Genomic DNA, 12,261 nt, shown 5'->3' with positions numbered 1-12,261 from the left:
TGGCTCTTGCGTACTTAGCGTGCTATTTTTAGGAGAAAATTAGCGGAAAACTCTTACCTGAATTGTATTACAGCCATTATTCCCTTCATAACAGTATTCTTTTCTAAAATTGAAACTATAAGTGTCTGTAAGCCTTGCAAATAAAGCATAATTATAAATTTTCCGGAAAATTTAGCACGCTATGTCCGAAAGAACCGGAATTGGAACTTCTGCAGTCGTTGGCATTTGGGCGGCTAACCATGCTTGATAACCACCGTGTAGAACAGAAACCCGCTCGCAACCTAAGTATTTGAGCAAAAAGTAACCCCGACAAGACTGTCCGTAACCAGAGTTCATAGCATCTTCATAGATGACAATATTTTTGTAGTTGTAGATCGTGACGCCCGCGAGGTAACTTGTCCATTGGAACCTTCACCGCCAAACTTGGATTGCGGTAACCTTCAAATTTTTGCTGTCCCAATTTCTTACCAGCCAATTGCACTGTCGCAACAAAATTGGGTGGTGTTGGTTGCAGTTGGCTGTATTCCACCAAAGCTATCAGTGCTTGAGCATTGTCATAATGAGTTTGCCATGTACCATGACGGCGTAATGCTAGCAAACTTTGTAATATTTTAAGGTTCTTTGGTAGAACTTTAGTCGAACTGCCTCAGCCACAGTTGCCGAACTGCGGATTGTCGCCACATCTTGAGTCATGATGTCTGCGGCTGTTAACATATTAACAGTCATGATGTTTTCCTTTCTATCGTCTTTGCAAAAACTATATTTTTTCTGCTTTTGCTTCTTGTGCAATCGGCTCGGTAGTTCTGCGATCGCTTCCTGTTTGTTACCCTGTCTACCTAAAGCCAACCCTAAATTGAGGTGAGTTTCGGCGAAATAAGGAGCGAGCGGAACGGCTTGTCAAAATTCAGCAATTGCCTCATCCAGTTTACCTTGCTGACATAAAACCACTCCTAAATTGTCGCGTGCATCTGCACTAAACTGATTTCTAACGCTAGATCGCAACCCACGATCAACAAATTCGCGGTAACTGTTCTCCGCTTAACATATCAACAATACGAGTAGCACCAATTTTACTTTTCATCTTCACGACACCGGAAGATTTCTCAGTTACACTACCAATAATACAAGCATTACTATAAGGCTGTAGGATCGCCAAAGCTTTCCAAGCATCTGCTGCTGGTATAAAAGCGACAAAACGCCCTTCATTAGCTACATATAAGGGGTCAAATCCTAAAATTTCACACGCTCCTTGCACGTCTTCACGAACGGGAATCTGATTTTCATCAATGGTAATTTCAACACCAGCAGCATCAGCAATTTCATTTAACGCACTCGCCAAACCTCCCCGCGTTAAATCTCGCAGACAATGAATTTCTATCCCTGCTGCTAAAAGCTGTAAAACCAAATCGGCAAGGGGTGCTGAATCACTTTCTATTGTCGTCTCAAACTCTAATCCTTCTCTAAGGGCCATAATAGCAATACCATGTCTCCCGATGTCGCCATTCAACAGCAGCACATCACCCTTTTGAACGCTTTGTGGTAATATTTTTTGCTGGTGTTCAATAATACCAATGCCTGTGGTGTTAATAAAAATTCCATCCCCCTTCCCTTTATTAAGAATTTTGGTGTCACCAGTGACTATTTGCACGTTCGCTGCTTGGGACGCTTGCTGAATAGATTGTACCACCTTCCATAGGGTTTCCATCGGTAACCCTTCTTCTAGAATAAAACTCAAACTGAGGTAGAGAGGACGCGCACCCGCCATTGCCAAATCGTTGACAGTACCATTCACTGCTAACGAACCAATATCACCACCAGGGAAAAATAGTGGTTGAACAATATAAGAATCAGTTGTAAAAGCTATTTTGCTACTTGTGAGATAAAGTGTTGCTGCATCATGTTGAGACTGGTTGAAAGTCCCAAAGGTAGATAAAAACATTTGTGAAATCAATTGATGCATTAATTTACCACCACCACCATGTGCTAGCAAAACGGTAGGGTATTGTTGAATTGGTAGGGGACAGGTCATAAAAGATTACTCAAAGGCGATTGTCTCTATTGGTTTGTATTAAACAATACACAACCAAAATTCATAACTTTACTTTATTGTTGAGTGTTGCTGATAGCGATAACGATAGTATGCCGCACAAGCGCCTTCAGATGACACCATTGGCGCACCAAGAGGATGTTCTGGGGTACAAATTCTACTAAAAGCAGAACATTCGTAAGGTTTCTTTATACCTTGTAAAATGAGTCCGCTAATACATTCACTAGATTCTTGCACCGTGAAATTATCAAGCTGAAAACGCTTTTGGGCATCGAATTCAATGTATTTCTCGCGTAACCCCAACCCACTTTGTGGAATCTCTCCGATTCCTCGCCACTTTCTCGGTACTCTTTCAAATACTTCTCGAATGAGTTGCTGTGCAACTTCATTCCCAACACGGCAAACCGAACGTATATACTGATTTTCAACTTGCGATCGCCCTTCACATAACTGTTTAATACATAAATATAAACCTTGAAAAATATCTAATGGCTCAAAGCCCGTCACCACGATAGGAATATGATATTTTTCAGCAATAGATTCATACTCTGTATATCCCATGACAGTGCAAACATGTCCCGCTGCCAAAAAACCCTGCACTTGATTGTCAGAGGAAGAAAGAATAACTTCCATCGCCGGAGGAACAAGTACATGAGATACCAGTAGAGAAAAATTATGAATATTCTGTAGGTGCGCCTGATAAACAGCCATTGCTGTTGCAGGTGCAGTTGTTTCAAATCCCACTGCAAAAAAGACAATTTGGCGATCGCAATTTGCTCGAGCAATTTTTAAAGCATCTAAAGGCGAGTAAACAATACGAATATCTCCACCCATAGCCTTGACTGCAAGCAAATCTTTTCCCATGCTACCGGGAACGCGCATCATATCACCAAAAGAGCAAAAGATAACGCCTGGATCGGAAGAAAGCGCAATTGCTCGATCGATTAACTCCACGGGAGTTACGCAAACCGGGCATCCCGGACCATGAATTAAAGTAATTTCTTGAGGAAGTAGTCGATCTATACCAAATTTGACAATAGAATGCGTTTGTCCCCCACAAATTTCCATAATTGTCCAAGGCTTGGTTGCGAGCTGAGCAATTGCTTTGGCATAAAGTTGAGCCGCTTTGGCATCACGATATTCGTCAATAAATTTCATTTTTATCCAAAATAATGAGAGGGTTCGATGTTTTTTCTCCATCCTGGTTTCAAGGTTTGAATTGCCCGCATGTACTGAACGCGTTCAAATACACTGGGGTTAGAACAATGCTGCTGGCTCATACTACCTTGTAATTGCTTGACAGACTCATACTCGTGTTCCTCCATCCATTTCCGCATTTGCCCTTCAATAGTTGGGATATGATTGATACCATGTTGTAGGAGCACCGAACAAAGCATGGTGATATTTGCACCCGCCATCAGCATTTTGATAGCATCAACTCCTGTATAAATACCACTTGTTGCTGCTAGACTGGCATGAATACGCCCGTGGAGAATTGCAATCCAACGCAGTGGTAATCGCATTGCTTCCGGTGTACTCAAGAGGATGTGAGGCTCAACTTCTAATGTTTTCAGGTTAATGTCTGGTTGGTAAAAGCGATTGAATAGCACTAAAGCATTTGCTCCTGCTGCATCCAAACGCTTTGCCATATTTCCTATATTTGTGAAAAAAGGGCTGAGCTTCACAGCAACAGGAATTGTCACTGTGGCTTTGACTGCCTTAAAAATATCAATATAGGTTTCTTCAATTTGTTGGGCAACCAAATCCATATCTGTTGGTACATAGTAAATATTTAATTCTAGGGCATCAGCTCCTGCTTGTTGAATCTTGCTTGCATAACTCGTCCAGCCACTTAAAGAAGAACCATTCAGACTGGCAATAATTGGAATGCTCACTTTTTCTTTAGATTTACGGATATGGTCGAGATACTCTTCTGGATCGACGCGAAAGAATAGGGGTTTTGGGAAGTAAGTCAGGGCTTCAGCATAACTTTCACTCCCTTGAGTTAAGTGATGGTGTAGTTCATCATGCTCTAGCTGCAACTGCTCTTCAAAAAGAGAATGCATGACGACTGCACTTGCACCTGCATCTTCCATCTCTTTAATACGATCGATGTCCTCAGAAAACGGAGATGCAGAAGGAACAAGAGGCGATTTTAGCTCCAGTCCCATATATGTTGTGGTAAGATCTATAGTCACAATCAAAGCTCCTCATAATTTAATAAATTTGTGCTGCTAAATATTGGTAAAGATTCCAGCGAGCGTTTACATCTTGTTGTGTCTGCTGCAGTAATTGCTTTGCTTGCTCTGGATGACTCCTCGTTAATACCTTAAACCTATTTTCTAGGTACATATCTTGCTCGATAGGAATTTTAGGAGCATGAGAGTCTAAGAGTAATGGGTTTTCAGAACGCTTTATGCGATCGGGATGAAATCGATACAACAGCCACCGACCAGAATCAACCATTGCTTTTTGATTTTGCATTGCAGTACTCATATGAATACCGTGAGCGATGCAATGACTGTATGCAATAATTAACGATGTGCCTGAATAAGCTTCTGCTTCTAGGAACGCTTTTAAAGTGTGTTCGTCTCTTGCACCCATAGCTACGCTAGCGACGTAAACATTACCATAAGTCATGGCAATTAAACCCAAGTCTTTTTTTGCTGCTGATTTACCAGAAGTCGCAAATTTCGCAACAGCACCGCGAGGTGTTGCTTTTGACATTTGCCCCCCCGTGTTGGAATACACTTCCGTGTCGAGCACCAAGATATTGACATCTCGACCACTTGCCAAAACATGATCCAAACCTCCAAAGCCAATGTCATACGCCCAGCCATCACCACCGACAATCCACACACTCTTTTTTACTAATAAATCAGCAAGCGATTTCAGAGTTAGGATTTTCGATTTTGGATTTTCGTCTTGTAGAGACGAGCTATGGAGTGTCTCTCTATTAAGAAGAATTTCATCTAAGCGTTGTTTGAGTAATGCAACTTGTTGGCGCTGTTCGTAAATATCGGCTTCATCTGTTGGTTGTGCTTTTAGCAAGTTTTCAACCAAAGTTTCACCGATTTCTGGTGCTAGTTGTCTCAGTAGTTCGCAAGCAAACTCTCTTTGCTTGTCAATAGAAATACGAAAACCCAAGCCAAATTCAGCATTGTCTTCAAATAGGGAATTTGACCAAGCGGGACCGCGACCTTCGTCGTTTTTAGTCCATGGGGTTGTTGGTAAGTTACCACCATAAATTGAAGAACAACCTGTAGCATTGGCAATCAAAGCGCGATCGCCAAACAACTGACTTAATAATTTAAGATAAGGAGTTTCTCCACATCCCGCACAAGCACCAGAAAACTCAAACAATGGTTCCTGCATCTGCTGTTGGTTAATATGCGCGAGCCTCAATTGCTGTCGGGTTGGATTTGGAAGACTTAAGAAGAAGTTCCAGTTTTCCCGTTCTTGTTCGCGCAAAGGTGTTTGTGGCTGCATATTAATTGCTTTCAGGCGTACTTGTGTCTTATTTTTTGCAGGGCAAACATCAACACATATGCCGCAACCCGTACAATCTTCGGCTGCGACTTGAATGGTGAATTTTAATCCTTTCCAATCATGCTCTCTGGCATTACTACTTTTAAAAGATGCAGGTGCATTTTCCAGATGATGGGGAGCGTAAACTTTACTGCGGATGACGCTATGGGGGCAAACCATCACGCATTTGCCGCATTGTATGCAAACATCAGAATCCCACACTGGAATCTCGCGGGCAATGTTGCGCTTTTCATATTGAGCAGTTCCTGTAGGATATGTACCATCTGCGGGTAATGCGCTCACAGGAACTTCATTACCACATCCAGCAATTATCTTGCCCAAGACTTCACGAACAAATGTGCTCGCAGAATCAGGGACAGGTGGGCTGACTTCAATTAAGCACTCGATGGAGTTTGGAGTTGAAACTTTGTACAAGTTTTCTAAAGCATGGTCGATAGCTTGTAAATTCCTTGTGACAATTTCATGTCCTTTATTATCATAACTTTTTTCAATAAAACATTTTATTTGAGCGATCGCTTCATCTCTTGGTAAAACATTAGCAAGAGCAAAAAAACAAACTTGCATCACCGTGTTTATATACCCATCTATGCCACTGTCACGAGCAACTTTATAAGCATTGATGGCATAAAAATCAAGTTGCTTGTTAACAATGTGCTCTTGCACTTTCCCAGGTAAATGCTTCCAAATATCTTGTAGGGGGTACGGGCTGTTCAGTAAGAAAATCCCTTTTGGAACAATATGCTTGAGGATATCAAAGCGTTCTAGCAATCCCCATTGATGACAGGCGACAAAATTAGCTTTATTGATTAAATAGGTTGAGCGAATGGGTTGGGAAGCAAAACGCAAATGAGAAATAGTCACAGAACCAGATTTTTTTGAATCGTAAACAAAATAACCTTGGGCGTAATTTTGAGTATCTTCACCAATAATTTTGATAGAATTTTTATTAGCTCCTACCGTTCCATCAGAACCCAAGCCATAGAAGATGGCACGAACAACATTGTCCGGTTCAATAGAAAAATCAGGGTCATAATCGAGACTTGTATAAGTCACATCGTCTTCGATTCCCACGGTAAAATGATTTTTAGGTTCCGTTGCTGCAAGATTATCAAAAATAGCTTTAATCATTGCGGGCGTGAACTCTTTAGAAGATAATCCATAACGACCGCCAAAGACTTTACAGAGTGGCGAAGAATTTATCTGACTCCCTTGCTCCCTTGCTCCCCTGCTCCTCTTCTCCTCTTCTCCCTTTGCCGCCCATGCTTCATAAATTGCGGTCACAACATCTAAATACAAAGGTTCTCCCTGGCTACCAGGTTCTTTGGTGCGATCGAGAACTGCAATGGCTTTCACTGTTTTGGGTAAAGCTGCAATGAGTTGTTTTGCATCAAAAGGACGGTATAACCGCACTTTCAGCACTCCCACTTTATGACCTCGTGCGTTGAGATAGTCCACTGTTTCATGGACTGCTTCGCAACCCGATCCCATTAAAGCGATCGCATATTCTGCATCTGCAACACCATGATAATCAAACAAGTGATAATGCCTACCTGTTAATACTGCAAACTTGTCCATAACCTTCTGCACGATATCGGGACAAGCAGCATAGTAAGAATTAACAGTTTCTCGTGCTTGAAAATAAATATCTGGATTTTGTGCTGTACCACGCAACACTGGATGGTCGGGAGATAGCGCTCTGGCTCGATGTTCTAAAATTTTATTTTCATCAATCAATGCCTGCAACACGGATGATGTCAGCAATTCAATTTTTGAAATTTCATGAGAAGTGCGAAAACCATCAAAAAAGTGTAAGAAAGGAATTCGAGATTCTAGAGTTGCAGCGTGAGCAATTAGGGCAAAGTCATGAGCTTCCTGTACCGAAGAAGAAGAAAGGAGAGCAAAGCCTGTAGCACGAGTTGCCATGACATCACTGTGGTCGCCAAAAATTGACAGTGCTTGAGCAGCCAAAGACCGTGATGCAACATGAAAGACTGTAGTTGTTAACTCTCCAGCAATCTTATACATATTCGGTATCATGAGCAACAAGCCCTGAGAAGCAGTAAATGTGGTACTCAGCGCACCCGTTTGTAATGCACCGTGGATGGTACCAGCCACTCCACCTTCATCTTGCATTTCAATAATTGTGGGAACAGTACCCCAAAGATTCGCTTTTCCTTCTGCTGACCAAGCATCAGCCCATTCCCCAATAGGTGTAGAGGGTGTAATAGGATAAATGGCTATCACTTCATTCAGTTGATAAGCGATTCGTGCAACTGCCTCATTCCCGTCTAAAGTTGCAAATGGTTTTTCTTGCATAGTTGTTACCCCTGAATCCTATCTAAGAATTGCTGATAGCTGGTAGACATATTATTGCTAATGCAATATTCTTGTGCTGCTAGTTTTCGCTCTCAATTTTAATTTCTTGGATGATATCTGTATTTTAATGAAAAAAATATGAAAAGTTTATGAATTTTTTGATAAATTTAAACCCCCATGTATAGAATTTAAGTTTTTTGAATATCACTGCACTCTTCTAACTATCTGTTTTTCTTTGTTGTTTTATATTTGGATTTACTTATAGCAATTACCACTTTCGTGAGTTACAAGATAATGAATTAACCGCAGATGAACGCTGACGAACGCAGATAAATTTGTACCTCAGTAGACTAAAAACCTCTATAGCATTTTGAATGTGATTGTTATTAGAGAGTTTTCAAATAATTGTTGATGATATTTTGTTTGAATATCAAATCCAAAAATTTTTATTTATAGAAATCGGAATTAACAGAAGGTTTTTCTTTGAAATTTTGGATATACTGCCAATATTCTAGATTTTTCTGTGCTTGTTCTTCACTAAGAATGCTTAGTGCAAATCCCACATGTACAACGACATAATCATCCACTTTTGCTTCCGGGACATAAGCTAGATTAACTTCTTTAATCACTCCGCTAAAGCTAACTTTTCCATTTCGGAAGACTGAATTTTCATCGTTTATACTAATGATTTTTCCAGGAACCGCTAAACACATATTTTTCTCTTTGTTTTCTAATTGTATTTGCTATATAGCAGTCCTAAATGATTTACAAACACTTCTTCCTTGTCTTCCTTGTCCTCCTTGTCTTCCTTGTCTTCCTTGTTTGCATCTCAAATAGGATTGCTATAGTTGATTTGTATTTCTTAAAGTTGCTATAATTTGCCCCAGAGCAATACCACCATCATTAGGTGGAATATACTGATGCCAATAAGGGTAAAAGTTTTCTTCTCTCAAACGGTCAATCGCTCTTTCTATCAAAGTCTTATTTTGAAAACAACCACCTGTTAGAACTATTCTTTTTTCCCCCATATATTGAGCTACAGAAATTATTACTTCTACAAGTGTATTGTGAAATTTGGCTGCTATCTTTTGACAAGATACTTTAGAGCCAATATCTACTAAAATTTCCTTGATGGTAACACGCCAATCAATGACTATCGATGGATGTTCTTTATTCTTAACAAGCTTTAATATTTGGAAATTATAGTATTCATCAGTTTTGGTTTCATCTATTGCTAACTCCAATGCTATTGCAGCTTGTCCTTCATATTCCGTTTGATGACATAAATCTAAAATTGAGGCGATCGCATCGAACAACCTTCCGCAGCTAGAAATTAGAGGGGTATTTACCTGACGCTCCAACATAGCTTTTAAAATTTTTAATTCTTGTATAGAAAAAGCTTGTATCGGAGCTAGTCTTGGCATTTCAAAAACTGTATTTCCAAATATTTCATAAAGTAATCCCAGGGCTGAACGCCTTGGTTCTTTAATTGCTTTTTCTCCTCCAGGTAGGCGAAAGGTGTGAAGATGAGCAACTCGCTGCCATGCTGTATCAGTCACGTACAAAAATTCACCGCCCCAAGTTGTTCCATCCAAACCGTAACCCGTACCATCCCAAGCAACACCCAATACAGAACCCTGGATCTGATTTTCTGCCATACAAGAGAGAACATGGGCATAATGATGTTGTATGGGAATCACAGGCACACCAAATTGATTGGCAAATTGAGTTGAACGATAATCGGGGTGTAAATCGCTAGCAATGATATTTGGTTGCATTTCGTAAAGCTCTTGAAAACTAGCAATAGTTCTGCTAAAGTTTTCAAATGCAGAAACTGTGTCTAAATCGCCAATATGCTGGCTGATAAATACTTGTTTGTTGGTGGCAACAGCAATGGTATTTTTTAAGTGTGCTCCTACAGCAAGAATTTTGGATTGACAATTGAGGATTGCGGGTGGGGGATGAAGAGAAATTGGTAAAGGCGCATAACCACGCGCACGGCGCAACATCAATTCGCGATTCTGGATAACTTTTAAAATAGAATCGTCTACAGGACGGGCAATAGGGCGGTTGTGAACTAGAAAAATATTGATAAAATTGCCTAGTTGTTCTATGGCTTCATGCTCATGAATATAAATAGTTTCATTGGCAAGATTACCACTAGTAGCCACTATTGGAACACCTAGCTCTATCATAAGTAAGTGATGCAATGGTGTATAAGGTAACATAACACCAAGGTAGGGATTATGAGGAGCAATCGATGAGTTATCTATAGGGCATACAGAGAACTCACCCTCTGCCAAATCTATTCCCAAGTGCTTTCTACGTCGGAGTAAGACAATAGGCGCTTCTGGCGATCGCAATAACCTTTCTTCTAACTCTGAAACTTCGCAGTGTGCTTTTACCAAATCTATATTAGGATACATTAAAGCAAAAGGCTTTTCTGCCCTTTGCTTGCAAACCCGCAGTTGTTTTATAGCTTCTTTGTTACGTGCATCTACAACAAGATGAAAGCCGCCCAATCCTTTAATAGCAACAATGTTTCCGTTACGAATAGCATTGACTGTCATTTGTAAAGCGGTATCACGAGATGCTAAAACTTTACCTTCTCGATTCCATAATTCCAAGTAGGGACCGCATTGAGGACAAGCATTTGGTTGAGCATGAAAACGTCGATTCAGGGGGTTTTCATATTCTGCTTGACAGTCTACGCACATCTGAAAGTGCTTCATAGTGGTGTGGGAGCGATCGTAAGGTAATGCCTCTATGATGCTAAAGCGCGGACCGCAATGAGTACAGTTTGTAAAAGGATAGCGGTAGCGACGATTTGTAGGAGTGAAAATGTCTTGCAGACATTCCGAACACGTGGAAATGTCTGGCATAATGGTAGCAGTTTTTTCACCACCTGTACTCGGGCGAATTTCAAAGTTGTCGTAGCTTGTGGCATCTAGCCAAGAAACTTCAAGACTTTGAATATGCGATCGCACTGGTTTTTCCCTATCTAACCGCAACAAAAAATTTTCCAATTGAGATTGACTGCCTTCAACCTCAATTTCCACACCTCTAGCGGAGTTATTCACCCAACCTACAAGTTTCAAATCAGTTGCCAATTGATAGACAAAAGGGCGAAAGCCTACCCCTTGTACAATACCCTGAATAGCAATATGCAAAAGTTTTTGTACCATTATTCCCCGCTCTCCACTCCCTAACTCATGACACCTCTAAAAAAGCAAGTTCGCACTCCTTACCCTGGCGCACTTCACAATAAGGTTGATGGCACTGCGGACATTGATACAATTGGTCAAGTGGTTGAAACTCAAGATTACAGTTAGGACAGTAACAACGTACTGGCAAATACTCAATTTCCAGCCTGCTATTTTCTGCCATTGTTCCTGCTTTAGCAACATCAAAAGCAAGTTGTAAAGAATCGGGTACAATACCGGACACTTCACCGACTCGCATATGAACTAAACGAATATGTTGAGCGCCTTCTTCTTCTGCACGGTTAACAGCAATATTAAGAATATTCTGCATCATTTCAACTTCATGCATAATTTTTTCCTTATAGTTTGAATTAACTCATCAATTTTCTGAAGTGCTGTTTCAACTCCCTGTTTGGCTACTGGTGATAGGCTTTCGCCGAATTCAAAATTTACTCCAGGTATCATAAGGCACCATGCTTGTGGAACAAAACCATAGATTGCTTGAGTGAGAGCAAGTACATAATTTGGGTCGCTTGTATGCCCAAATAAAGAAGATTTTGGATAAGGAGAAATAGGAAAAAGGAGACAAGCAGATTCAATATCTTCCCTAACTAAACTCTGTGTTTCACAGCCTCTTTCTCCAATTCCACAATCTTTCCCACCCATTCTCTCTCCTTGCAAATGGGGTAGGTATCAACAAAGACAGCAACATCAACAGTTGCTAAAATGTTAGTTAATTCGGGAGTGAGTTGGCAGACGCTTAAAGAACGGACATCAGGTAATTTCCAAGTTGCTATAGCATCGCTCACTCGTTGTCCTACCGCATCATCACTGCGTAAATTGTTACCATAACCAATGATGAGAAATGTAGGGGAGATACCAGCAAGAATATTGTCCATCATCTTAACCCCATTTCAGGCATGACTTGAGGTCCATTTATAGAGATCGCAAAAACCACTTTCTAAAAGTAGCTGAAAAAGTTGAGGAAATTATGAGGTCGAGCGGAATGACTGACTGTTCTATAAAAAACTTAAAAAATTTAATATAAGTTACTAATGTTGTATTATGTAATCATCTTTTTCAGAGGCTGCAGTACTCCCCCTTCCAAATCCTTAATTTTTTGTAATATTTCAAGCATTTCTATCG

At 40.5% G+C, this 12,261-nt stretch carries 11 protein-coding genes and 1 pseudogene; all 12 read right to left on the bottom strand.

The features are described from left to right. Positions 1 to 201 precede the first annotated feature (201 nt). Positions 202 to 363, bottom strand: a pseudogene (locus F7734_RS42340) (rhodanese-like domain-containing protein); the annotation flags it as partial. Further along, the gene (locus F7734_RS61195) at positions 344 to 598 is read right to left on the bottom strand and encodes a hypothetical protein (protein ID WP_166482491.1); all 255 of its coding nucleotides are present in this window, start codon (positions 596 to 598) and stop codon (positions 344 to 346) included. The pseudogene F7734_RS42340 and the gene F7734_RS61195, both read right to left, overlap by 20 nt. Next, positions 592 to 846, bottom strand: coding sequence for a CBS domain-containing protein (locus F7734_RS61190; RefSeq protein WP_166482490.1), 255 nt, complete (start codon positions 844 to 846; stop codon positions 592 to 594). Before F7734_RS61190 ends, F7734_RS61195 begins: the two co-directional genes overlap by 7 nt. A 163-nt stretch (positions 847 to 1,009) precedes the next feature. Continuing rightward, positions 1,010 to 2,029, bottom strand: a complete 1,020-nt coding sequence (gene hypE / locus F7734_RS42335; RefSeq protein ID WP_155750377.1) for a hydrogenase expression/formation protein HypE — start codon at positions 2,027 to 2,029, stop codon at positions 1,010 to 1,012. A 69-nt stretch (positions 2,030 to 2,098) separates the two neighbouring features. Further along, positions 2,099 to 3,205 carry a hydrogenase formation protein HypD gene (gene hypD, locus F7734_RS42330; RefSeq protein ID WP_155750376.1) on the bottom strand — a complete coding sequence of 369 codons (1,107 nt, stop codon included), beginning with the start codon at positions 3,203 to 3,205 and terminating at the stop codon, positions 2,099 to 2,101. Between the two features lie 2 nt (positions 3,206 to 3,207). Then, positions 3,208 to 4,239, bottom strand: coding sequence for a dihydroorotate dehydrogenase-like protein (locus tag F7734_RS42325; protein WP_166482493.1), 1,032 nt, complete (start codon positions 4,237 to 4,239; stop codon positions 3,208 to 3,210). Positions 4,240 to 4,264: 25 nt separating this feature from the next. Beyond that, positions 4,265 to 7,912 (bottom strand): pyruvate:ferredoxin (flavodoxin) oxidoreductase, encoded by a 3,648-nt coding sequence (gene nifJ, locus F7734_RS42320; protein WP_155750375.1) that lies wholly within the window; start codon positions 7,910 to 7,912, stop codon positions 4,265 to 4,267. A 446-nt stretch (positions 7,913 to 8,358) separates the two neighbouring features. Then, a complete protein-coding gene (locus F7734_RS42315; protein WP_155750374.1) occupies positions 8,359 to 8,625 on the bottom strand; it encodes a HypC/HybG/HupF family hydrogenase formation chaperone in 267 nt (88 codons plus the stop codon). A gap of 129 nt (positions 8,626 to 8,754) precedes the next feature. Then, positions 8,755 to 11,097 carry a carbamoyltransferase HypF gene (hypF, locus tag F7734_RS42310; protein WP_155750373.1) on the bottom strand — a complete coding sequence of 781 codons (2,343 nt, stop codon included), beginning with the start codon at positions 11,095 to 11,097 and terminating at the stop codon, positions 8,755 to 8,757. A gap of 25 nt (positions 11,098 to 11,122) precedes the next feature. After that, positions 11,123 to 11,464, bottom strand: a complete 342-nt coding sequence (gene hypA / locus F7734_RS42305; protein ID WP_155750372.1) for a hydrogenase maturation nickel metallochaperone HypA — start codon at positions 11,462 to 11,464, stop codon at positions 11,123 to 11,125. After that, entirely contained in the window at positions 11,446 to 11,781 is a 336-nt protein-coding gene (locus F7734_RS64400; RefSeq protein WP_243147378.1) for a hypothetical protein, read from the bottom strand. The genes hypA and F7734_RS64400 overlap by 19 nt, the downstream gene beginning before the upstream one ends. Continuing rightward, positions 11,727 to 12,017, bottom strand: a complete 291-nt coding sequence (locus F7734_RS64395; RefSeq protein ID WP_243147377.1) for a hypothetical protein — start codon at positions 12,015 to 12,017, stop codon at positions 11,727 to 11,729. The genes F7734_RS64400 and F7734_RS64395 overlap by 55 nt, the downstream gene beginning before the upstream one ends. Between the last annotated feature and the right edge of the window lie 244 nt (positions 12,018 to 12,261).

Source organism: Scytonema sp. UIC 10036 (assembly GCF_009725235.1).
Note: the sequence above shows the minus strand (reverse complement) of the source record. Positions and strands in the feature narration are given on the sequence as shown.

What these genes read in the sequence shown, in the direction of transcription:
- hypE (WP_155750377.1), bottom strand. Translation starts at nt 2,029, where the DNA reads ATGACCTGTCCCCTACCAATTCAACAATACCCTACCGTTTTGCTAGCA.
- hypD (WP_155750376.1), bottom strand. Translation starts at nt 3,205, where the DNA reads ATGAAATTTATTGACGAATATCGTGATGCCAAAGCGGCTCAACTTTAT.
- nifJ (WP_155750375.1), bottom strand. Translation starts at nt 7,912, where the DNA reads ATGCAAGAAAAACCATTTGCAACTTTAGACGGGAATGAGGCAGTTGCA.
- F7734_RS42315 (WP_155750374.1), bottom strand. Translation starts at nt 8,625, where the DNA reads ATGTGTTTAGCGGTTCCTGGAAAAATCATTAGTATAAACGATGAAAAT.
- hypF (WP_155750373.1), bottom strand. Translation starts at nt 11,097, where the DNA reads ATGGTACAAAAACTTTTGCATATTGCTATTCAGGGTATTGTACAAGGG.
- hypA (WP_155750372.1), bottom strand. Translation starts at nt 11,464, where the DNA reads ATGCATGAAGTTGAAATGATGCAGAATATTCTTAATATTGCTGTTAAC.
- F7734_RS64400 (WP_243147378.1), bottom strand. Translation starts at nt 11,781, where the DNA reads ATGGGTGGGAAAGATTGTGGAATTGGAGAAAGAGGCTGTGAAACACAG.
- F7734_RS64395 (WP_243147377.1), bottom strand. Translation starts at nt 12,017, where the DNA reads ATGATGGACAATATTCTTGCTGGTATCTCCCCTACATTTCTCATCATT.